At 60.8% G+C, this 20,493-nt stretch carries 22 protein-coding genes and 2 pseudogenes; 6 read left to right on the plus strand and 18 right to left on the minus strand.

The genetic code is table 11. The features are described from left to right. Window positions 1-118: 118 nt before the first annotated feature. The 6 genes from J2X19_RS00425 to J2X19_RS00450 form a co-directional block, all read right to left on the minus strand. Window positions 119-1,423, minus strand: coding sequence for an NAD(P)/FAD-dependent oxidoreductase (locus tag J2X19_RS00425; RefSeq protein WP_310369645.1), 1,305 nt, complete (start codon window positions 1,421-1,423; stop codon window positions 119-121). Between the two features lie 94 nt (window positions 1,424-1,517). Continuing rightward, window positions 1,518-2,738, minus strand: coding sequence for an NAD(P)/FAD-dependent oxidoreductase (locus tag J2X19_RS00430; protein ID WP_310369647.1), 1,221 nt, complete (start codon window positions 2,736-2,738; stop codon window positions 1,518-1,520). Between the two features lie 94 nt (window positions 2,739-2,832). Beyond that, the gene (locus tag J2X19_RS00435; RefSeq protein ID WP_310369649.1) at window positions 2,833-3,393 is read right to left on the minus strand and encodes an RrF2 family transcriptional regulator; all 561 of its coding nucleotides are present in this window, start codon (window positions 3,391-3,393) and stop codon (window positions 2,833-2,835) included. 13 nt (window positions 3,394-3,406) lie between these two features. After that, a complete protein-coding gene (locus J2X19_RS00440; RefSeq protein WP_310369651.1) occupies window positions 3,407-3,538 on the minus strand; it encodes a hypothetical protein in 132 nt (43 codons plus the stop codon). Then, on the minus strand, window positions 3,535-3,819 hold the full coding sequence (locus tag J2X19_RS00445; protein WP_310369653.1) for a nuclear transport factor 2-like protein: 285 nt from the start codon (window positions 3,817-3,819) through the stop codon (window positions 3,535-3,537). The genes J2X19_RS00440 and J2X19_RS00445 overlap by 4 nt, the downstream gene beginning before the upstream one ends. A gap of 358 nt (window positions 3,820-4,177) precedes the next feature. Next, window positions 4,178-5,095, minus strand: a complete 918-nt coding sequence (locus J2X19_RS00450) for a LysR family transcriptional regulator (protein ID WP_310369655.1) — start codon at window positions 5,093-5,095, stop codon at window positions 4,178-4,180. Window positions 5,096-5,181: 86 nt separating this feature from the next. On the opposite strand from J2X19_RS00450, the gene J2X19_RS00455 reads away from it, so the two are divergent. The 3 genes and pseudogenes from J2X19_RS00455 to J2X19_RS00465 all read left to right on the plus strand — a co-directional run. Next, window positions 5,182-5,562, plus strand: a complete 381-nt coding sequence (locus J2X19_RS00455; protein ID WP_310369657.1) for a carboxymuconolactone decarboxylase family protein — start codon at window positions 5,182-5,184, stop codon at window positions 5,560-5,562. Further along, the gene (locus tag J2X19_RS00460; protein ID WP_310369659.1) at window positions 5,559-6,380 is read left to right on the plus strand and encodes an NHL repeat-containing protein; all 822 of its coding nucleotides are present in this window, start codon (window positions 5,559-5,561) and stop codon (window positions 6,378-6,380) included. The genes J2X19_RS00455 and J2X19_RS00460 overlap by 4 nt, the downstream gene beginning before the upstream one ends. 248 nt (window positions 6,381-6,628) lie before the next feature. Beyond that, a pseudogene (locus J2X19_RS00465) lies at window positions 6,629-6,945 on the plus strand (transposase); the annotation flags it as partial. Between the two features lie 15 nt (window positions 6,946-6,960). Here the strand turns inward: J2X19_RS00465 and J2X19_RS00470 are convergent. Next, a complete protein-coding gene (locus J2X19_RS00470; RefSeq protein WP_310369661.1) occupies window positions 6,961-7,947 on the minus strand; it encodes a Bug family tripartite tricarboxylate transporter substrate binding protein in 987 nt (328 codons plus the stop codon). 55 nt (window positions 7,948-8,002) lie between these two features. Then, window positions 8,003-9,466 carry an amidase gene (locus J2X19_RS00475; protein WP_310369663.1) on the minus strand — a complete coding sequence of 488 codons (1,464 nt, stop codon included), beginning with the start codon at window positions 9,464-9,466 and terminating at the stop codon, window positions 8,003-8,005. Between the two features lie 90 nt (window positions 9,467-9,556). Here J2X19_RS00475 and J2X19_RS00480 point away from each other — a divergent pair, with 90 nt between their 5' ends. After that, window positions 9,557-10,495, plus strand: a complete 939-nt coding sequence (locus J2X19_RS00480) for a LysR family transcriptional regulator (protein WP_310372604.1) — start codon at window positions 9,557-9,559, stop codon at window positions 10,493-10,495. 713 nt (window positions 10,496-11,208) lie between these two features. On the opposite strand, the gene J2X19_RS00485 is transcribed toward J2X19_RS00480, so the two are convergent. From J2X19_RS00485 to J2X19_RS00510, 6 genes are all read right to left on the minus strand, one after another. After that, entirely contained in the window at window positions 11,209-11,997 is a 789-nt protein-coding gene (locus tag J2X19_RS00485) for an enoyl-CoA hydratase/isomerase family protein (RefSeq protein ID WP_310369666.1), read from the minus strand. A gap of 30 nt (window positions 11,998-12,027) precedes the next feature. Further along, on the minus strand, window positions 12,028-12,924 hold the full coding sequence (locus J2X19_RS00490) for an alpha/beta hydrolase (RefSeq protein WP_310369668.1): 897 nt from the start codon (window positions 12,922-12,924) through the stop codon (window positions 12,028-12,030). A 67-nt stretch (window positions 12,925-12,991) separates the two neighbouring features. Beyond that, complete coding sequence (locus J2X19_RS00495) at window positions 12,992-13,612, minus strand: flavin reductase family protein (protein ID WP_310369670.1); 621 nt, start codon at window positions 13,610-13,612, stop codon at window positions 12,992-12,994. Between the two features lie 230 nt (window positions 13,613-13,842). After that, a complete protein-coding gene (locus J2X19_RS00500) occupies window positions 13,843-14,256 on the minus strand; it encodes a tautomerase family protein (protein WP_310369672.1) in 414 nt (137 codons plus the stop codon). Window positions 14,257-14,319: 63 nt separating this feature from the next. Continuing rightward, complete coding sequence (locus J2X19_RS00505; protein WP_310369674.1) at window positions 14,320-14,730, minus strand: hypothetical protein; 411 nt, start codon at window positions 14,728-14,730, stop codon at window positions 14,320-14,322. Window positions 14,731-14,853: 123 nt separating this feature from the next. After that, complete coding sequence (locus tag J2X19_RS00510) at window positions 14,854-15,837, minus strand: MBL fold metallo-hydrolase (RefSeq protein ID WP_310369676.1); 984 nt, start codon at window positions 15,835-15,837, stop codon at window positions 14,854-14,856. Between the two features lie 265 nt (window positions 15,838-16,102). On the opposite strand from J2X19_RS00510, the gene J2X19_RS00515 reads away from it, so the two are divergent. Then, window positions 16,103-16,594, plus strand: coding sequence for a winged helix-turn-helix transcriptional regulator (locus tag J2X19_RS00515; protein ID WP_310369678.1), 492 nt, complete (start codon window positions 16,103-16,105; stop codon window positions 16,592-16,594). Window positions 16,595-16,640: 46 nt separating this feature from the next. On the opposite strand, the pseudogene J2X19_RS25895 reads toward J2X19_RS00515, so the two are convergent. The 3 genes and pseudogenes from J2X19_RS25895 to J2X19_RS00530 form a co-directional block, all read right to left on the minus strand. Next, window positions 16,641-16,973, minus strand: a pseudogene (locus tag J2X19_RS25895) (ATP-binding cassette domain-containing protein); the annotation flags it as partial. 440 nt (window positions 16,974-17,413) lie between these two features. Then, the gene (locus tag J2X19_RS00525; protein ID WP_310369680.1) at window positions 17,414-18,226 is read right to left on the minus strand and encodes a sugar phosphate isomerase/epimerase family protein; all 813 of its coding nucleotides are present in this window, start codon (window positions 18,224-18,226) and stop codon (window positions 17,414-17,416) included. 109 nt (window positions 18,227-18,335) lie between these two features. Beyond that, a complete protein-coding gene (locus J2X19_RS00530; RefSeq protein WP_310369682.1) occupies window positions 18,336-19,076 on the minus strand; it encodes an SDR family NAD(P)-dependent oxidoreductase in 741 nt (246 codons plus the stop codon). Here J2X19_RS00530 and J2X19_RS00535 point away from each other — a divergent pair. Then, entirely contained in the window at window positions 19,075-19,341 is a 267-nt protein-coding gene (locus J2X19_RS00535) for an AraC family transcriptional regulator (protein ID WP_310369684.1), read from the plus strand. The genes J2X19_RS00530 and J2X19_RS00535 overlap by 2 nt on opposite strands. A 42-nt stretch (window positions 19,342-19,383) precedes the next feature. On the opposite strand, the gene J2X19_RS00540 is transcribed toward J2X19_RS00535, so the two are convergent. Continuing rightward, window positions 19,384-20,445: an ABC transporter ATP-binding protein gene (locus tag J2X19_RS00540; RefSeq protein WP_310369686.1), complete on the minus strand. Its 1,062-nt coding sequence runs from the start codon at window positions 20,443-20,445 to the stop codon at window positions 19,384-19,386. Window positions 20,446-20,493 lie beyond the last annotated feature (48 nt).

Raw genomic sequence — 20,493 nt, forward strand, 5'->3', positions numbered from 1 at the left:
GTCGGTTTCCGCCGCGCCCGCCATGCCCAGATCGTGAGCGCAATACCAAGAATATCCGGAAGGGTTACGGCCGGAAAGTCGCGCGGAGTGGTTGTGGTTGGTTCTTCAAGTGCGCTTTTCATGGGTGACCTGGTAACTTTCTGGCGACGATGGCCGGACTGACCGGCGCCGCTGCTAGCAAGCGAGCACCGCGACCACGGGTGAACCAGGCCCACGACCAGTTGACGTAGACCATGAGCCGACTGCGAAAGTCCACCAGCAACATCAGGTGCACCAGCGACCAGGCGAGCCAGGCGATGAAGCCCGTGAGATCGAGGCGGCCAAGGTGTGTGATCGCGTGCGCACGGCCGATCACGGCCATGGTTCCGAGGTCGTTATAGCGAAACGCTGCCGGCGCGGCGGCACCGGCGATGCGCGCCTTCAGCAGATGCCCCACGTAGGCGCCTTGCTGCTTTGCCACAGCCGCCAAGCTGGGCAGCGGTACGGCCGACACATCTTCGAAGCGGGAAACATCCCCGATCGCGAAGACCTCGGGTCGCCCGGGCACCGAGCAGTCTGGCAACACCTTGATCGCACCGTTGCTAGCGGCTTCGGCCCCGACCCAGCCTGCGGCGGGGCGCGCCGCAGTGCCGGCACACCAGAGGATGTTCCCGGTGTCGATCCGGAGATCGCCCACCTTCAGTCCGGTGGCATCGATCTCGCTGACAGGCTGGTCGAGCAACACGTCGATGCCGAGTCGTTCAAGCGCGCCCTTCGCATAGGCAGACAGCTTCTCCGGAAACGCCTTCAAGACCCGGTCGCCGGATTCGCAAAGGACGACGCGCGCCATTCTCGGATCGATGTGCTTGAAGTCCTTGGCAAGGGTCGTGCGCGCCAGCTCGGCGATGGTGCCTGCCAGCTCCACGCCCGTGGGACCCGCACCGATGACGACGAAGGTCAGCAGGCGCCGGACCGTGTCGGCATCGTTGGATTGCTCGGCTTGTTCGAAGGCGGCCAGAAGATGGGTGCGGATCGCCAGGGCATCATCGAGCGTCTTCAAGACCTGGGTGTGCTTCGCCCATTCGTCGTGTCCGAAGAAGCTGTAGGCTGCACCCGTCGCCAGCACCAGATGGTCGTAGGGCAGATCCTCCCCCTCGGCGAGGTGGACGCGCTGCCGGTCGGCATCCACGCCCACCACTTCCGACATCAACACCTGTGCGTTCTTCTGGTCCCGCAGCAAGACCCGGCTGGCGGTCGCTATGTCAGCCGGCGACAGCACGGCGGTTGCGACCTGGTAGAGCAAGGGTTGAAAGAGATGGTGGTTGGTGCGATCAACCAAGGTGATGTCGGCGTCGCAGCCTGCCAGCGCCTTGACCGCCGCCATGCCGCCGAAACCGGCGCCGATGACGACGATCTTCGGCCTGGGAAATTGGGCTTGGTTCATGTTCATTTGGGTTCAGATCTTTAATGTGAGTCGATGCAGTAGGTGCACCCCTTGATGTAGTCGAGTCTTTGTGTCATGGGGGGACTTTGTTCGCTTAGAGAGCCAGCGCTTGGGCGGGATTGGCGGCGGCGAAGGCGGCTTCTCGACCTACCGGCGGGTAAATCAACTTGCTGTTGATCATGACTTTCATTTGCTTGGCCTCTGCGCCCGTTAGCCATATCTTGCGGTCCCATCCTTTGGTTACCACAGCCCCATAGCCGCCAAGGTCGAGGCAGGTAACGTAATCCGGCTGGCTGTAGGGGGTGGTGGCCAGAGCAAGCAAGTCTGCCGCCGCGTTGTCGCCGGCCGACTTACCCGACGGGATGGCGTGCTGGCAAGACATCAGGGTGTGATTGCCTTGGTTGTCCGTCGGCGCGACCGCCGCGTCGCCAGCGACAAATACTTTGCGTGCCGTTGGAATCCGAAGATCGTGGTCTACGCGCAACCGTCCCGAGGCATCACGCTCCGCTGGAATCTGCTGGGTAAGTTCGCTGGCGCGAACGCCTGCAGTCCAAATCACGGTTGCACCCTCGATGCGCTCACCGTTTACGGTGGTCAGCCCTCCGGCGTCAATTGAGGCGACGGCTGAACCTAAGTGGCATTCAATGCCGAGGTCAGCCAGGGCCTGAAGAATCTCGGGACGCGGACCCGGTCCAAGGTCTGGTCCAATGGTATCCGCCCGCTCCACAATGATCACGCGGATGGTGGCGCTCTCACCGAGGATGACTCTCAGCCGAGTAGGCAATTCGGTCGCTATCTCGAGTCCGGTGAAGCCCCCGCCGGCTACGATCACCGTGTTTCGCGCCATCGACGATGGCTCATTGGTAAGCGCATGCAGATGCGTTTCAAGGTCTGCAGCGTCATTGCCTTCGTCAACGCTGAATGCGTGTTCGCGCAGTCCAGGAATGTCTGGGCGAAACAGGCTGCTTCCCGCTGCGAGGACCAGGCGGTCATAGTGAACAGTCGAACTGTGACCGTTCCCATCGATGAGGTCCACCTCGTCGGTGTCGGTGCGGATCGCACGGACAGAGCCAGGGATGAAACGCACGCCTGTCGCATCAAAGAGGTCGCGGAGCGAAACTGCCATGCCCGCAGGCGCGGCTTCGTAAAGCCTTGGGCGAATGGTCAATACGGGCTGCGGTGCAATGAGCGCGACCTCGACGGGCCGGTTTGGACTTGCCTCCAGGGCAATTCTGCGAGCAGCGGCGAGTGCACTCCACATACCGGCGAAGCCGGCGCCGATAACGAGTATCCGTTGGGGGGTGGGATGTTGCATTTGGGTTCTCCTTGAAAAATGCAGGGACGAGCGAATCCGCCGGTGCAAAATGGCGCCGGAATTACGCTGAAGTGAATGGGGGATTGGTCGGCGACTAGCCGCTCGTTTTTCGCCGGGACTTGGGGCCGGTCACGGCAGCGATCTGCGCTTCCGTTCGGACGCCGATGCGGTTGGAAAACCAGCTGTCTAACTTGACCCCGAAGTCGGGTGGTGCTTTGTTCGCCACACCGTCGACCAAGTCCCGGATGCTGGTGCGCGCCAATTCGTCGCGCATGGCTTTCTCAGCCTTCAGCATGACGGCGTGAATGCCACAAATGCCGCGCGTCATCCACGGCGGTGGGTTTCCCTCAAAAATCGTGCACTTGCCACGAATCTGCTGGCAGTCGAACAGCGGCTTGGCGCCTTCAATCGCGTCGACGACATCCAGCACAGAGATCTGCTCAGGCAGGCGCGCGAGCTGGTACCCACCCCGAATTCCGGCGGTGGCCTTGACCAGGCCGGCGCGCTCCAATTTCGGAAAAATCTTCGCGAGGAACGTTGTAGAGATACCCTGCAGCTCCGCCAAATCGCGGCTGCTTGCAGGTTTGGCGTCGGGGCGCGCCAGCAGGAGCAGGCAGTGCAAGCCGTACTCAGTTCCGTTTCCTATATGTGCCATAACGAGGTAGAGGTTAGTGGGTTTTTTGATCGGGGTTTGCGCTGGAGATGGCGACCATGTTCTGGACGGACAGCGCGATGGATGCCCTGAAATCGGACAATTCCCAGCGCCAGAACATGGCGAGTAAGAGTTCAATGAGACTCATGCTGACAGTGCTTCGCGCCGGCGAACAGCGTTGATAACCAGCAGCGGGTCATAGTAGAAGACCCGCAGACTGGTCAATCTTCCGTCTTGAACCGTCCAGGTTTCTGCCAAGCGAGTCACGTCCTCCTGACCAGATAAACCCGCGTAAACGAAGGCGTTCACGGTCGATTCGTCTGCGGTAAATGAATCGTAGCCAAACCGGTTGAAGTCAAAAGTCTTGGCGACGCGAGGCAGGATTTCCGTGACGAACTGGGAGGCACCAACCCCATCACCGCCCCACAAAACGACCTCGCACTCTTTGAGGTGGAGTCGGCATCCGTCCGACTTGAGGAACTAGCAGCCCTGTACCTCTTTTTGTGCAGCGGCTCCACGATATTCACAATAGAGGGGCGCTCGACAACCAGCGATGTATGGCGCTGCAGACACGTTACGCTGCTGAGCTGCAGCGAGCGGCCTTGGCACGACGGCACCAGTCTTCAGATAGCAACCCGTATCCAAACTGACAGCCTCCCGGCCCGAACTTTCTCGACCTAACTTTCCCAATTGAGCAGCTCGCCCAATAGGCTACAGTCGGCCAGAAGCAGACGTGGCATACGCATCGAAATGGTGCTCGTATTGCTCGATAGGCGCGGAGCTTCTCTCACCGAATCCGTCCAGGTTGTCGCGCCTGCGACCTCGCAAGCTCAAGAAACTGAGCCAAAACGGCTGACGGGTTGCTTTCCGAGTAAGCCATGGCGATGCCGCTGGTTAGCTTTCGAGTCTCTTCCTTGAGCGGTCGAAAGACAACGCCCTGCCGCTTGACGTTCTGCAGGGAGGCAGAGATCAACCCGATGCCTTGTCCTTCGGCGATGAGCCCGAGCAGGATGTGGTGGTCGTCGGGTTCCGGAACCGTGCGAGGCTTAAAGTCGATCCCTTCGAAGAACGCCTGGCAGTAGTCGTAGAAGCCCGGATTCAGCCTCCGTTCAAACCGGAATACAGATTCTTCGCGGAGTTCATCAAAGCCAATTCTCCGCTTGCGAGCAAGCGCATGGTTTGCAGGCAAGGCAACCATGAGCGGCTCCTCCAGCAGCGTCTCCACCTTTAGGCCTCTGGCCTCGGTGTGCAAGCCGATGAAGGCAACGTCCATCGTTCCATTCTTGATGTCTCGGACGAGACTGATCGAATGCTTGCCCTTGGTGACGATCCGCCAGTTCGGAAAGCACTTCTGCAGGGGCTCAGACACATCGGGAATGGCACTTCGGTCGAACACCGTCGTGTAGCCGAGGACGAACTGACCGCTCTCGGCAGGTCGTGCTGCCTGCGCGGCCGCCACGGCCTTACCCGCTTGAGCCAGTGTCCGCCTGACCTCCGGCAGGAATGCCGCCCCTGCATTTGTCAGCGTTACGCCCACCTTGGTCCGTACGAACAACTCGACGCCAAGCTGCTCTTCCAACTGACGAATCTGCCGGCTTAATGGGGGTTGAGAAATGTAGAGGCGCTCCGCCGCCCGCCCGAAGTTGAGCTCCTCACTGACGGCTACGAAATACCGGAATTGTCGCAGGTCGATGGTTCCATTCATACTTAAAAGGTATCACAAAAAAGGTATTGGATGAATCTTCAGGCCCCTCATACAGTCACCTGACTAACTCATGCGAAGGTAAATATATGAATGACGACAGGTATGTTCGAGGTTGGGCCAAGCTCAAGGAAATCGATGGTCAGGCTGGCGAGAACGTTATCGAAAGCTTGCAAGACATCGCGCCTGACTTTGCGCGGCTGCTGATCGAGTTTCCGTTCGGCGATATCTATTCAAGGCCGGGTCTCGACCTCAAGATGCGGGAACTTGCCGTGGTGGCGGCACTCACCGCCATGGGAAATGCCGCGCCGCAACTCAAGGTGCACATCCAAGGCGCCCGCAATGTCGGCTGCTCCCGGCAAGAGATAGTCGAAGTCATCATGCAGATGGCCGTTTATGCCGGCTTCCCCGTGGCGCTCAACGGGCTGTTCGTGGCCAAAGAAATCTTCTCTCAAGAGGCCGCAGCATGAAGAAACTTTGCTACTCCATGTGCTTGGTGCTCCTGATGGCAGGTTGGCTGGATCAGCCTGTCTTTGCCCAGCAGCAGTCGGCGGGCATGTGGAAGCTGAATCGCACAGCAAGCCATGAAGGACTCAGCTCGCCGGTCGGTATGGCCTACGACGCAGGCGGCAACCTCTACGTAGCGAACTGGTCTGCGGGCACCGTGATGCGCTTCACCCCCACGGGCGAGCGGACGGTCTTTGCCAGCGGCCTCAGCGGACCATCAGGGCTGGCCGTCTCGGCAAAAGGAGATGTCTACGTCACCTCTTACAACGAAGACCTCGTGTGGCGTTTCACGCCGAATGGCGACAAAACTGTTTTCGTCCGGGGGTTGGCAACACCTGCTGGGCTGTTCTTCGATGCGCGCGGTCGCTTGCTGATCGCGAATCGCAGGACCAATCAAATTCTCGCCGCGTCTCCAGACGGAAAGGTTGAGATCGCAGCGGAGGGCTTGCAAACACCGGTAGGTGCAGTCGAACTGGCCAATGGCGATTTACTCGTGAGCAACATCGCAGGTGGCATCTCCCTGGTGTCGGGTGGGAAGAAGTCCAGGATGGTCAATACCGAGCTGGGCAGTCCTGGCCCCGGCATCGTTACTGCCGGCGCGGACGCCGTCTATGTCGTGGACTATGGCGGCACCACGGTCAGTCGCGTCGACCGCCAAGGCGTTCGCACGGTGATTGCGGATGGTCTGAGCAGCCCGGTGGGCCTGGCGGTTGCTCCGGATGGTAGCCTGATGGTGGCGACGTGGGGTGCGAACGCCGCGTTCCAAATCCGCCGGCCATGATCCCAACGTTTTATCTCGGAGGAACTCGATGTTCAACTCCTGAGAACGCTGCTGCTCCGCATTGATATGACGCTCTCACTCCTGTGTGCCTCGCTGATGTCGGCGCATGCAGCAGAGCCGGGTCCAGTCACTGGGTGCTGCTAGTGCCGATGCAATCTTGACCAGTTGAGAATGCGGACAAAGACTGGGACTAGCAAGTGAATCGCCCCGGGTTTTGAGGAGGCTCAACACTCTGAGAGGATTGAGCCATGACGAAGTCGAACAAGTTTTTACCTGAGGTGCGCGAGCGTGCCGTACGCATGGTGCAAGAGCACCGAGGCGAGTATCCATCTCTGTGGGACGCCATCGAGTCCGTAGCCCCCAAGACTGGTTGTGTGCCGCAGACGTTGAACGAATGGGTCAAGCGCGCTGAGGTGGATGCAGGCGTGCGTGAGGGCGTCACGACCACTGAAGCGCAACGAATGAAGGAACTGGAGCGCGAGGTCAAGGAACTGCGTCGAGCCAACGAGATACTGAAACTGGCAAGCGCGTTTTTCGCCCGGGCGGAGCTCGACCGGCGACTGAAGCATCGCCGCCTTGATCAATCCGCTCGAATGTCCGCGCGCGCCGCCACCGCCCTCATTGCCGGCAGTTCGTGCTCGATACGCGCTCGCATTGCGGCAGAGTCGGCGTAAGCGGGTGTCAGGCCTAGATCGACCAAGCGTTTCCTCATGGCCTCGGGCTTCAGCACCTCAGCGAGCGTCCTTTCGATCTTCTGCGCCACGGGTGCTGGCAGTCCGGTCGGAGCGACTAGGCCGAACCAGGAGCCCGCCTCGAATCCCGGATAGCCGCTTTCTGCCACGGTCGGAACGTCCGGTAGGCTGGGCAGGCGGTGGCTCGAGAGTGTGGCCAGCGCACGCACCTTGCCGGCCTTGATCTGCGGCAAGCTTGCGACGACGGTGTCCACAGACACTTGAACCTGGCCACCCATCAGCGCCGTGAGGCTAGGAGCGCTGCCGTTGAAAGGAACGTGCACCATGTGAATGCCGGCAGCGCTTTTGAGCATCTCGCCACCGAAATGCACCGACGAACCCGTGCCAAAAGATGCGTATGAGAACTTCTCCGGCTTGGCTTTTGCTTGCTGCACCAGGTCGGCCACACTGCGCACCCCGCTATCGTTGTTCGCCAGGAGCAGCAGGCTCATGTCGGCCACCGTGCCCAGCGCGACGAAGCTCTTGAGCGAGTCGTATGGCAGGTTGGAACGAATAGCGGCGTTGAGCGTGAATGTGGAGTTCGACCCCAGCATCAGGGTATAGCCATCGGGCGGCGCCTTGGCCACCATCGAGGCTCCCACCACCGTGCCCGCACCGGGGCGGTTTTCAACGATCACGGGCTGGCCCAACTTCTCACTCAATCCGGTCGCCAACAGGCGTCCCAGCACATCGGTGGCGCCGCCCGGCGCAAACGGCACGACTAGCTTCAGGGGGCGATCCGGCCAGGCCGACTGAGCCCAGGCTCCGGTGGCAGACAGGGTCAGCGCGCTCAGAGCGAGGCAATGGAGGAAGTGTTTGCGGGAGAGTGTGGTCATGGCGATAGTTCCTGAGGTGAGTGGGGATAAGGGACGCGATACGGAAGGTGGTTACTCAGCCGAGCAGCGGGCTACGAACACGCGAATAGCCGCTGGCTTGGTCATACGCCTGACCAATTTGCAAGACGGCCGCATCAGCCTGCGCTGGACCGATGATCTGGATACCGGAGGGCAACCCCTGCGGATCAAATCCCGCTGGCGCCGCGAGCGCTGGCAGCCCGGCCAGACTCGCAGGAATCACGGCCTGCATCCAACGGTGGTACGTGTCCATCTCGCGGCCGGCAACGGCGTGGGGCCAGTCCAGCTCGGCGTCGAAGGGGAAGACCTGCGCGGTGGGCATCACAAGGAAGTCGACCTGTTCGAAAAGTCCTCGCAAGCACTGATACCAGGCGCTGCGGGTTCTCATGGCGTCGTACACCTGCGGCCCGGTCAGTTGCAGACCGCGCTCGATTTCCCAGACCGCCTCGGGCTTGAGAAGCGCACGCGTGCGCGCCTCTGCATGCAGGGCCGCGTTCGCGCCGCTCACGCTAAAGCTGCGCAGGTCGATCCAGGACCGCCAGAGACGCTCGAAGTCAAACTTCGGCGAGACTACCTCCACTTGGCAGCCAAGCGTTTCGAAATGCATGAGTGCCGAGCGGCAGACGTCCAGCAAGCCATCTTCCATCGGCAGGTGGCCGTTCAAGTCGCCCAGCCAGCCGATGCGCACGCCACGCCAGTCGCGCGGCGTCGGTGCGAACGAGGTGCCCGTCCCCTCTCCGCGGCGCGTCAGCGGCAGGCGAGCATCGAAGCCCGCTTGCACTCCCAACAGTAGCGCCAGGTCCGGAACGTTGCGTGCCATCGGCCCGGCCACGCTGAACTGCTGGAAGAAGACCTCCTCGGTGGGCCCGTGCGGCACCAGCCCGAACGAGGTACGAAAGCCGTAAACGTTGTTGAATGCGGCCGGCGTGCGCAGCGAACCCATCATGTCCGAGCCGTCTGCCACCGGCAGCAGGTGCAGCGCAACGGCCACTGCCGCCCCGCCGCTGCTTCCACCGGCTGTTCGGCTGGGATCGAACGCATTGCGCGTCACGCCGTAAACGGTGTTGTAGGTGTGCCCCCCAAGACCGAACTCGGGTGAATTGCTGCGCCCTATGAAGATCGAACCGCCTGCGCGCATGCGCTCGAAGACCACCGCGTCCGTGCCCGATACCTGTCCGGCGAAGATCGGGGAGCCCCGTGTGGTAACCATGCCGGCGGCGGGCATGATGTCCTTGGGTGCCTGCGGAAAACCATGCAGCGGCCCCCGCCAGTGTCCACGCGCCAGTTCCTCATCGAGGCCTCGAGCCTGTTTCAACAGGTCCGAGGCCTCCAGGGGAGCCACGATGGCATTGACGAGAGGATTGAAACGCCCAACTTGGGCGAGGTAGGCCTGTAGGACCTCCACGCAGGAAAGGGCGCGGCTGGCAATGGCCTGGGACAGCGAAACAGCGTCAAGCTCGACGATGTCTTGGCCCTTAGCATAGTTTTGAGATGTCGGCATGGCCTAAGCATATGCAGCCATCACCCTTTCCACCATCGACGATTTATTGTGATACCTTTGCGCTTTATGCAAACCAGACGCGACTCTCCTCTGATCTCTCGCGGCCTGCAAGGCGCCGCCCTGCGCTACTTTCTTGCTGTCGTTCGCACCGGCTCGCTCAGTGACGCAGCCGTGCAGTTGAACGTCACACCGTCCGCCGTCAGTCGACAGGTGGCGACGTTGGAGGAACTGCTGGACGTACCGCTGTTCGAGCGCAGGCCGCGCGGCATGGTGCCCAGTGCAGCAGGCGAACTGCTGGCCGCGCACGTGCGCCGCGGCGAACTGGAGGCGGACCGCGTGGTCTCCGACATCCAGGGGCTACGGGGCCTCAGGCGTGGTCGTGTGCGTATCGGTAGTTCCGCAGGTTTCGCGCTCGAGTTCCTCCCACGCGTGATCGCCGAGTTCCATGGACGTTATCCGGGTCTGCAGTTCAATTTGCAGACAGCCAGCCCAGCAGCCGTTGGCACGCTGGTCGTGCACGGCGAGGTCGACCTGGGGTTGACCTACAGTCGCTCGGCTGAGCAGGACCTGCATGTCTTGCACCGGCAGAACGCGCCCGTGATGGCCATCATGCGACCCGACCATCCGTTGGCGCACCACGCTACTGTGACGCTAGCACAGATGCACGGTTACCCCATCGCACTGCCGGGGCCGGAGAACACGGTGCGACAGCTCTTCGACATTGGCTGCAGCGAACGAAGTCTGGTCTTCCAGCCGGTGCTCAGCAGCAACCAATTCGAAACGCTCACGAACTTCGTGCTGCATGGTGGTGGGCTGTCGATCTCCGGCGAACTGACCGTACGTGGCCGGCTCGAACGTGGCGAGCTGCGTGCCGCGCAAATCCGCGATCCTGGCATGAGAAGCCGATCCGTCGAATTGCAGACGCTGGCGGGACGCACGCTGCCCGAAAGTGTCGCTACGTTTGCAGAGTTCTTGCGCGAGCGCCTGCCGCCGGCCACCGCGTCGGACCATTTGGCACGGCGCACCTGATCTTCAGTCCGCCGCGCTGGGCGTTCCCCCTTACGACGCCAGGACTGGTTGTACCCTGTTCTCGGTACGGGAACTTGGGTTCCCGGCGTGCATACCCCACCGGCAGGTCGCGCCGCTGCTGATACGCGCGGCACCAGCCCTTCAAAACTTTCTTGGTGGGGTAAGGCGCTCCTTACGTCGAGCGTTGAACGTCCGCTTTCCGGCGGTCCGCCTCACCGAGGCCGAATTCCGCAATAGGCTGCTTGCAGACGTTGGCACGCGTCATGCCGAATAGGTACTACCGGCCAGAAGCGGAAATTCGGCTCGTTGATCGCTACGCCCGGTCCGTGCCCTTAGCTGCCCCCGCTACTCGAAAAGCGGACGTTCACCGTCGCGTTGAGGTGTCTTGGGGGGCTTTTCTCGTGAGGTCCCTCTCGAACGAATGGTCACGTTTCAGTGCGGTTGATTGCACGCTCGATTCTCCTGCAACCCGAGAAAACATAGGCACGCACATGCTGAGCCCGCCGCAACATGCTGCGGAATACCGGCGACGTTGTTTAGCCTACGTTAAGGAGCACCCAGGATGGGAACGGCACGAGTTTCGGAAGTCACCCGTCACGATAGTGCCGCTGAGCGTTTCATCCCACTTCCAGCGCGCCCATCCCCCATGCGCCTCGACTACTCGCCCCGCAATTCGTGCATGTTCCGCTCCGTGACAAGGCTTGCGCGGCGGATCAACGGCCCTTGAATTCGAGCACCGGGCGCGGCGTGCCGGCCTTCAAGGCCTGGGTGGCCGAAGCAAGCCCGGCCTTCACGTCTTCGGTCTCGAACAAGGGCATGGCAATGTTGAACATCACATCGTCGGCCGCTTGGACACCGCCGTTGGCCCAGGTGCGCAGCAAGGCCTTGTGCGCGGCGTGGGCGCGTGTCGGGCCGTGCACGAACTTCGCGGCGAAGGCATGCGCCTCTGCAAGCAGCTCGGCATCGGCGACGACGCGGTTGATCACGCCGAAGCGCTCCATCGTCACGGCGGGGACGCGCTCGGAAGTCAGTGCCCATTCCATGGCACGTGCGCGCCCTGCGCGTTCGGCGACGCGGTAGATGCCGCCCAGCAGGGTCACGAGGGCAAGCGACTGTTCCGGATGGCAGAACGTTGCGCTTTCAGCGGCAAAGATGACATCCGCGCGCAACGCCAGTTCGAAACCGCCGCCGGCGCACAAGCCGTGCACCACCGCGATGACAGGCAAGGGCAGGCGTTCGAAGCGATTGAAGGCGTCCATGTAACCCTCGAAGCGCGAACGCAACTGGCGAGGGGTGTCGTCGGGCCAGGGCCCGATGTCGCCGCCAAAGCTGAAGTTCTCGCCTTCGGCGCGCACCAGCACGACGCGCGCGTCACTGCGTTCGATCGCGTTGATCGCCGTGGCCAGTTCGTCAACCATCTGGTCGTCGATGCGGTTTTGCGGCGAGCGATCGAGAATGATCGTGGCAATGCCATGCTCGATGGTATGGGTGAGATGAGGCATGTCGTGCTCCTGTGTTGTCGCAAGTTGAGGTTACGCGAGGTGTTCCTTGAACCAGTCCAGCGCGGCGGCACTGGATTGATCGAATCTGGTGATGTACGGATCGAAATGACCGCCGGGGATCGTCACGAGGCGCTTCGGCTCAAGGGCGCGCTCGTAGGCGGCCAACTCGAGATCGGTCAGTGTGATGGTGTCCTGCAGCGCGACGACCATCAGCAGCGGCGTGGGAGACACGCGCGCAATCCACGCGCCCGGTTCGTACATGCGCGCGGCGCGCGTCGAGCGCACTGTGACGCTGTTGTCCCAGGCGCCGTCGGGCACGGGCTGCAGATAGAACTCGATGGCGTCCTTGGCGCGGTATGAAGCAGGGATGGCCGGATCGGCGCTGACGATCGTCTGCCTGCGTGGTGGCTCGCCGCGCGCCTGCGCGCGTTCGTCCGCCGAGAAGGCCTCCTCGATGGCGGCGACGGCGTCGGGTGGAATGCGGCGCAGTCCTTGCTCGAAGCCGCTGATGGTCGGCACCTGCGCGACGACTGCGCGCAAGCGGCGTTCGGTTGCGCCAAGCACCAGCGCGTGGCCGCCGGAATAGCTCGTGCCCCACAATCCGATGCGCTTTGCGTCGACGACGTCCTGGCGTTCGAGGAAGCTGATCGCGCGCCGCCAATCGGCAACCTGACGCCATGGGTCGATATCCTGGCGCGGCGTGCCGTCGCTGGCGCCGAAGTTGCGGTGATCGTGCAGGAGGACGACAAAGCCGCTGGAGGCGAATTTCTCGGCGAATGGCTCCAGGCCGTGCTCCTTCACACCGGCATAGCCATGCGCCATGGTGATGGCGGGATAGGGGCCGGTGCCGCCGGTGGGCACATAGAGACAGCCGCGCAGCGTGACGCCGCCTTCTGCTTCGAATGCGATATCGGTACGTTGAAACATGGAAGTTCTCCTTGTAGAAAGATGTCAGGCGGTGCCGTAAAAGTGACAGGCATCGACCTTGCCGCGGTCAATCGCCCGGTCGCTCAAGCGTGAAGAGCTGCCTCGCGCCGATTTCGAAGTAGTCGGCCGGCCCACCGCCGCGCAGGATCGGGCGCGCCTGCGCAGTCTGGTATACGCCGTCCTTGATCAGCTGCCGGTCAATGTGGATCGCTACTGCTTCGCCCAACACCAGCCACGCTGGGAGCGCCGCGCCGCGCTGCGCCTCAAGCTGCACGATCTGGGTGACCACGCACTCGAACTGCACCGGGCTGGCCGCAACGCGCGATGGCCGCACCTTGGCAGAGGGCAGCGTCTCCAGCCTGGCCAACTCGAACTCATCGACGTGCGCTGGCACCATCGCCGCGGAGGCGTTCATCGCCTCGGCGAGCTCTCGCGTCGCCAGATTCCATACGAACTCGCCGGTGTCACGCGCGTTGGCGAGCGAGTCCTTCGCACCAAGCGAGCAAAAGCCGACGATCGGCGGCTTGTAGCTGAACAGGTTAAAGAAGCTGTAGGGCGCAAGGTTGCGCACGCCGTCGTTAGAGACTGTGCTGATCCAGCCGATCGGTCGCGGAGCGACGATGGCGTTGAGCGGATCGTGGCGCAGGGAATGCCCCTGCGCCGGTTCGTAGAAATGCCAGTCGGTCATAGCTTTACCTTTTTTGGTACGGGCGCAAGGAACGCAGCCTCCAACGTCTTCAGCTTGGTGTGCGTCCGCAGCACCGGGGCCGGAGTGGTGGCTGTATTCATCCCGATACCCGTCCAGAGAATGGTGTCGGATCGGAGCCATATCAGCCCCACGCCTGAGAAACGAACGAGACATCCGTTTCAAGTCAATTTCGCTGCCCCGTTTCCAAGAACAGAGCAGCTTCGTCGTTCTTACTTGTTTACCCAAGGCATAGAAAGGTCGATGTCAGAGACCAGCTTTCCACCACCGAAGCTCATGTTCTCCAAGGGAAGGACATACATCATCAGGGTGACATCGTCCTGGCTGACGCCAACCTTTTCGACTGCGTATCGGGTGATCAACTCCGCCAGCTTGCGTTTCTGCTCCACCGTCCTGCTCGTACCGAACGTCACCGTTACGACCATGCGTTTGTCGGATCTCGTCAAGTCAGGAAAAGTCGGATGGATGAAGAATTCATCCTCCTTGTGCTCACTGATGATGATGAAACGATCATCCATAGGCGTATCCATGGCTTCATGAAGAGCGAGATTTAAGGCATCCGCCAGAGCCCGCTTCTCTTCGCTGGAGAACTTTTGAGCCGGAATATGGGCGTGAAATATTGGCATAAGTAGTTGCTCGGTTGTATTGTTCAGGTTGAACGAGGCGATAACGTTGGTTGTCTTCCCGGCTTAGCTAAAGAAGTCCTGGCCGAGTGTTCCTGCGAGCCGCTCCTTGAGGCCAGACGAGAACTCACGAACGACGGGAAACGGGCTCTGGAAGAGCTTGATGTTGTTGATCAGGCCAGACGCATTCCGGGTGATGATGGTGGTGCCGGCGATTGGCTTACCACCGTGGATGGCATCCCACTCAAGGTAAGTCTTCACACCGTCAACCGTCTCCGCAGTGAACACGAAGTGTTCGTACATCGTGCTCGTCGCGGCAAAGAATGCCCCGATGAGTGTCGGGCCGACCACGGCCTTGCTGAGGGCTGTGGTCTGAAGGCTGGCGTCAGAGGTGAACGACGTCGCGAAGTCGCTCGTTCCCTTTTTCTTGACGATTTGCATCCATGCCGTTCCCGGCGGGTTGGTGTCAGTAGTCATTGCAGTCTCCTATCTAATGTCTGCGTCTTCGCAGAGGGCGTGCCCGATGGCGCGGACTAAAAAGCGCCGCTGCGCTTTGTCGGATGTGCGCGGTAGTCGCTACCGCGCAAGTGATGCTTCAGCTCACTTCAGGTTGAGGAAGGTCGCCGGTACCCAGTCGTAGCCAGCGCCAGTGTCCACCTTGCGAACACGGCCCAAGCCAGGAAACGGCATGTGGGCGGCGGCGATCATCGTCTTGTCCGCAGCGAGCTTCACCAGAAGGTCTTCACGCGTTTTGATGGCCATCGGGCCGTCGGAGTCGAAGGCGATGCCGATTTCCGGATGCGGCATCTGGACGGCGAGGACGTGGGCTGTGTCACCCCAGACCAGCAGCGACTGACCCTTGGAAGAAATCATGTAGCCGGTGTGACCGGGCGTATGGCCGGGAATGGCATACGGTGCGATGCCGGGGACGATTTCGTCCATGCCTTCGAACGGCTTCCATTTGCCTGCAGCGATGTAAGGCGCGGCGGCATCCTGTGCCACCGTGAAGAAGATTTTTGCCTCTTCCGGGGCCTTGGCGGTGATTTCCTTCGACAGCCAGAAGTCGGCGTCTGCCTTCTTCATCATCACGGTCGCGTTCGGGAAGACGCGTTTCCCGTCTTTGTAGATTCCACCGACATGGTCAGCGTGAAGATGGGTCACCAGCACCAGGTCAACCTGCTCCGGCTTGTAGCCGGAGGCCTTCAAGTTCTGCACGAGCTTGCCCAGCGCGGGTGGGCCCCAGTGGCCGCCCGCACCCGTATCGATGAGAACGAGCTTGGAGCCGGTGTTGACGAGGTAGCCTTGGACGGTGGCCGAGACATTCTTGGGATCGTTTTGGAAGGAGCGCGCCAGGAGGGACTGGATGAGCGCCGGATCGCCATGCAGGAGGCTGGAGTCAATGCCGGCGCTGCCGTCATGCAGAGCGGTGACTTCATAGTCGCCAATCATCGTGCGATAGAAGCCAGGAACTTGCTTGAGCTGCATCGGCGCTTCAGCTTGGGCCGGGGCTACAGCAACGAAGGTGCTGGCGAATGCTAACGATACCGCGAGCACGGTGCGCGAAGTGAAGGTGGAGAATTTCATAGTGTTTCCTAACCAATGTGTGTGTGATGGGGTATGTACATACATACGTAATGATCTTTAGCCGAACGCAGCCCATCGGGTCATGTTGTTGTTGCCATCTTTTCGGTCACCTGCACTACTGAATTGCCACCGTAACCCGTGATGAAAGCCGCACGCATGTTCGATTCCTCTGTTGATCTGCCAAGACCTCTATAGCACTTGCATTTTGCAAGTGGTCCAATAATACCTATACTGCTTGCATAATGCAAGTGGAAATTTAAGGAGCATGACTGTGACGCAAACAAAACGATCGGGCTGCCCGATCAACCTGACGCTTGAGCAGATCGGCGACCGCTGGAGCCTGATCGTTATCCGCGATGTCGTGTTCGAGAACAGGCGCAGCTATGGCGCACTGCTGGACCAAAACAAGGAAGGCATCGCCTCGAACATCCTCGCAAGCCGGCTAAAGCACTTGACCGCGTCTGGCCTGCTGACACGATGTCCGGATCCGAATCATCAGCAGAAAGGCATCTACAGCCTCACCGAAGCGGCCATACAGCTTGTGCCTCTGCTCGCCTATATGGCTGCCTGGGGTCTTCGGCATACACATCCGAGTAAGGAGGCGTCTTTGCGCGCGGAACTGCTGGAAAAGGGCGGCCCTCCACTTTGGAGTGCCCTGATGGATGAACTACGTTATCTGCATCTCGGTGCACCGCGTCCGGTGCGCTCATCATTGAGCGAGCTCCGGGCCGATGACGAGAAGGCAATCGCTAATTAGTACTCATCTTTGCGTCATGGCATACATCATGTAGTGCAAAGCTACTGGTGCCCACCTGTTCCACGATTCCGTCGTGCATCGCCACAATCTTGTCCGCCATCGTCATCGCCTCGATCTGGTCATGCGTGACGTAGACGGTGGTGGCCTTCAAGCGCTGGTGCAGCTCGCGAATCTCGGCTCGAATCGCCACGCGCAGCTTGGCATCCAGATTGGATAGCGGCTCGTCGAACAGGAAGACCTGCGGGTCGCGCACGATGGCGCGGCCCATCGCGACACGTTGGCGCTGGCCGCCGGACGTCGACCTCGGGCGGTCGCACGTGGATGCTGACCATGTCGGGAATCTGCCCGCGCCGATCCATGCCGCGGCTGCACGGATGCGCGTGCTGCGGCCCTGGCGAAGACAGGCGATGAGCTGGCGGCGCAGCTCGCCTCGTGGCTGAGCGTAGATGGCCGTGTAGATCGTCTCGTGTGAGACGTGGTGTTCGGGCCGGTCGGGGTACACGCGCTTGAGCGTAGCGGCAATCTGCTGCGGCGACCACTTCCCGCTCAGTAGGGTCAGCATGACGCCCCAGGTGACGCCGCCCACTTCGAGCTTGGCCGGCGGCTTGGCGGCCATGCGTCGCGCGCCCTAAAGCCTCATGCCCGCGATCACCATTCGCTCCTCAGGCTTGAGTTGCTTGTACGTTGTTCGTTGTTATTCCGTCGCAGCACCTTACACGGGTGAAGGTGTTGCGCCTCAAAGTTGAGGCTGCCCTTCATTGCGGCGACTACTATTTTGACGCGGTGGACTGCACTGTAGTGGACAACCACCCGTCAAAGTTAGGAGTTGATGCTCCACCCTCGCTTCTTGAGCTCAAGAATACCATTGTGCATTTCCTTCAAAGGGTCCTTTTCTCGAATAATTTCGAGGACGGCATTCTCTGTCTTGCACGTAGCGTCGACTGCCTTGCCGAGCGCTTCGAAATCGATCACCCCCGTGCCAATCGGATCATGGCCCCATTCTTCGCGGCCCGTGTCTGAGATGTGCACGAGTACTATTTCCGAGCTCCCTGCCAACAAAGCCTTAACAGGATCTTCGTTGATGTATGCCGCGTTGGCCACGTCGTAGACAATCTTCAGCTTGTCACTACGGAACCGCTTGACGACGCCCATCATCTCATCCAAGGTTGGCAGGAAGCAGTACGGCGTATTTTCGAGCAGCAATCGAACACCGGCCTGCTCCGCTCTAGGCAGTAGGACTTCCAAACTCTCGTTCAGCCAGTCATGCGCTTTCGAAAGCGGCGGCGAGATCATTGGACGTCGGGTTCCCGGCGAAATCACCACTTCGGTCGAACCCCATTCGAAGGCGAGATCCATCACATCCTTGATGTGATCTATGCTCTTGCGCCTCATATTTTCTGCGGGACTTGCCAAATTAATGTCATATCCACCTGCGTTGAGCGACCTCACTCTGGCACCGTAGTCCTGCAATCGTCGCTTTGCTTCGGACCGCACGGAGGGCGACATGTCCGCCGGCCAGCAATGCGGCGAGCTGATGGGCACCTCAAATTCGCTGTACCCAGCTTGACTTAGTTCAGCTATCGCATCGATCGCAGAGTGCGACCACAGGTACGAGAACGTTGAAATTAACATTTGGCAATCTCCGGCAATGACATACGGTTTTTAAAGCGACGTGCGCCCTGACTCAGGGGCGAATAGTCCATGAGGCTGTCAGCGCATGGACAAAGAATCCTGTCTACACCTAGGACTTGGAACTCGGCCGACCAGGAATATGGCTCAGGATGGATTTGGTGAAGCCACCGTCCACACAGAGATCTTGGCCAGTAACAAAGCTAGACAGCGGGCTGATCATGAACTCGATCACATTGGCGATGTCTCTCGGCTCACCGATCCTTGCCAATGGAATAATAGCTTCCCGCGCCCGTTTGATATCTGGGTCAGCGTACATTTTGGCGGACATTGGAGTGTGGGTCATGCCCGGAGAAACCACATTGACCCGGATGCCGTCAGCCGCCCACTCCAGGGCGAGTGTCTGCGCAAGCATGGTAAGCGCCGCCTTTGTCGGACTGTACGCCCCCGACCCTTCGTGTGGCAGTTGCCCAGACATTGAAGACGTGAAGCAGGCCGTGCCGCGACTCTCCTTCAGATGCGGATAGCAACTTTTGGCGAGCAACCAGGAGCCGCGAAGGTTGACGTCGAACATCCTGGTCCATTCCTCAAGCGAAACGTCACAGAGTTTCGCCGGACTCGCTATGCCAGCGTTGGAAACGAGCGCGTCGAGGCCACCGAACTCCGCAACGGCCGCGTCCACCAGTTTCCCGGGCACGTTGGCGTCGGCCAAATCTCCGTACAAAGCGATGGCCTCTCCGCCCATTTCTCTCACCGCGCGGGCGATCTGCTCCTGCGGTTCAGCGGCCTCCCGGCCGCAGACTGCGATCCTCGGGCGCTCGCCTCTGGCGAGTGCGGCCTCTGTGATCCGCATGCAAACCGCTGCTCCGATCCCGCGGCTTCCGCCGCTCACCAAGACTCTCATCTGTTTCTCCTTAAAAACGAGCTATCCGCTCGAGAACCATTTTTCCTATCAGCTTCTCTGTTTCGCGTCGCACGGAAACGCCCACTACATCCAGGCCGACTTGTCGCGGTCGTTCACGATCGAGGGCTTGGCGCAAGTTGCCGGTGTCAGTCCCCGGCATTTCATGCGGGCTTTTCGCAAAAGTACCGGACAGGCAGGCTTCTCGCTGCCGTGAGCGCCGAATCGGACGAGTTTCATTTGCGTGTTCCTTCTGGATTCAGTGCACCGGCTCGAGCCTCTCGCCAGAGTCCCCGTGGAAAAGATGCAAATGCGCGTTGTCCGCACTCAGGCGCACGTGGTCGCCGGGGCGTACGCTGACCCGTTCGCGTAGCACGCAGGTGAGCTTGATGCCGCCAGCGTCGACGACGAGGTGCGTCTCCGAGCCGGTGGACTCCACCACCAGCACGCGCGCCTCGACGCCCGCGTCATCCAACCGCAGGTGCTCAGGGCGCACGCCCAGCGTGAGGGCCTGGCCGCTCGCGGCGGGTACGTGAGGCACATTCCAGTGGTTGCCCGCGTTGTCCACGACGCCTTGGCCGTTGACCTTGACAGGCACCAGGTTCATCGACGGCGAGCCGATGAAGGCCGCGACGAAGACGTTGCGCGGCCGGTCGAAGAGCTCTATTGGCGTACCCACCTGTTCCACGATTCCGTCGTGCATCGCCACAATCTTGTCCGCCATCGTCATCGCCTCGATCTGGTCGTGCGTGACGTAGACGGTGGTGGCCTTCAAGCGCTGGTGCAGCTCGCGAATCTCGGCTCGCATTGCCACGCGCAGCTTGGCATCCAGATTGGATAGCGGCTCGTCGAACAGGAAGACCTGCGGGTCGCGCACGATTGCGCGGCCCATCGCGACGCGTTGGCGCTGGCCGCCGGAGAGCTGCTTAGGTAGCCGAGTGAGCAACGGCTCCAGCCCGAGGATTTTTGCAGCCCGGGCAACACGCTCCTCGGTCTCCTGCGGCGACGCATGGCGCAGCTTCAGCGAGAACGCGAGGTTGTCCGCCACCGTGAGGTGGGGGTACAGCGCGTAGTTCTGAAAAACCATGGCGATGTCGCGATCCTTGGGCAACAAGTCGTTCACACGGCGCCCGCCGATGCGGATTTCGCCGCCGTCGATTCCTTCCAATCCTGCGATCATGCGCAGCAGGGTGGACTTGCCACAGCCAGACGGGCCGACAAGCACGACGAATTCGCCGTCGCGGATGTCGACGCTTACGCCGCGGATGATTTTCGTATTGCCAAAGGACTTGACCAAGCCCTGGATTTCAACTGTTGCCATTGTGTTGTCTCATTCTTCAAGAAAGTAAAGTTGTTCTCTTGCGAAGGC

Source organism: Rhodoferax ferrireducens (assembly GCF_031458075.1).
GTDB lineage: Bacteria > Pseudomonadota > Gammaproteobacteria > Burkholderiales > Burkholderiaceae_C > Rhodoferax_B > Rhodoferax_B ferrireducens_A.

Bases quoted from the DNA above. Each gene is read 5' to 3' on its own strand.
- J2X19_RS00425 (WP_310369645.1), bottom strand. From the start codon at position 1,423: ATGAACCAAGCCCAATTTCCCAGGCCGAAGATCGTCGTCATCGGCGCC.
- J2X19_RS00430 (WP_310369647.1), bottom strand. From the start codon at position 2,738: ATGCAACATCCCACCCCCCAACGGATACTCGTTATCGGCGCCGGCTTC.
- J2X19_RS00435 (WP_310369649.1), bottom strand. From the start codon at position 3,393: ATGGCACATATAGGAAACGGAACTGAGTACGGCTTGCACTGCCTGCTC.
- J2X19_RS00440 (WP_310369651.1), bottom strand. From the start codon at position 3,538: ATGAGTCTCATTGAACTCTTACTCGCCATGTTCTGGCGCTGGGAATTG.
- J2X19_RS00450 (WP_310369655.1), bottom strand. From the start codon at position 5,095: ATGAATGGAACCATCGACCTGCGACAATTCCGGTATTTCGTAGCCGTC.
- J2X19_RS00455 (WP_310369657.1), top strand. From the start codon at position 5,182: ATGAATGACGACAGGTATGTTCGAGGTTGGGCCAAGCTCAAGGAAATC.
- J2X19_RS00460 (WP_310369659.1), top strand. From the start codon at position 5,559: ATGAAGAAACTTTGCTACTCCATGTGCTTGGTGCTCCTGATGGCAGGT.
- J2X19_RS00470 (WP_310369661.1), bottom strand. From the start codon at position 7,947: ATGACCACACTCTCCCGCAAACACTTCCTCCATTGCCTCGCTCTGAGC.
- J2X19_RS00475 (WP_310369663.1), bottom strand. From the start codon at position 9,466: ATGCCGACATCTCAAAACTATGCTAAGGGCCAAGACATCGTCGAGCTT.
- J2X19_RS00485 (WP_310369666.1), bottom strand. From the start codon at position 11,997: ATGCCTCATCTCACCCATACCATCGAGCATGGCATTGCCACGATCATT.
- J2X19_RS00490 (WP_310369668.1), bottom strand. From the start codon at position 12,924: ATGTTTCAACGTACCGATATCGCATTCGAAGCAGAAGGCGGCGTCACG.
- J2X19_RS00495 (WP_310369670.1), bottom strand. From the start codon at position 13,612: ATGACCGACTGGCATTTCTACGAACCGGCGCAGGGGCATTCCCTGCGC.
- J2X19_RS00500 (WP_310369672.1), bottom strand. From the start codon at position 14,256: ATGCCAATATTTCACGCCCATATTCCGGCTCAAAAGTTCTCCAGCGAA.
- J2X19_RS00505 (WP_310369674.1), bottom strand. From the start codon at position 14,730: ATGACTACTGACACCAACCCGCCGGGAACGGCATGGATGCAAATCGTC.
- J2X19_RS00510 (WP_310369676.1), bottom strand. From the start codon at position 15,837: ATGAAATTCTCCACCTTCACTTCGCGCACCGTGCTCGCGGTATCGTTA.
- J2X19_RS00515 (WP_310369678.1), top strand. From the start codon at position 16,103: ATGACTGTGACGCAAACAAAACGATCGGGCTGCCCGATCAACCTGACG.
- J2X19_RS00525 (WP_310369680.1), bottom strand. From the start codon at position 18,226: ATGTTAATTTCAACGTTCTCGTACCTGTGGTCGCACTCTGCGATCGAT.
- J2X19_RS00535 (WP_310369684.1), top strand. From the start codon at position 19,075: ATGCAAACCGCTGCTCCGATCCCGCGGCTTCCGCCGCTCACCAAGACT.
- J2X19_RS00530 (WP_310369682.1), bottom strand. From the start codon at position 19,076: ATGCGGATCACAGAGGCCGCACTCGCCAGAGGCGAGCGCCCGAGGATC.
- J2X19_RS00540 (WP_310369686.1), bottom strand. From the start codon at position 20,445: ATGGCAACAGTTGAAATCCAGGGCTTGGTCAAGTCCTTTGGCAATACG.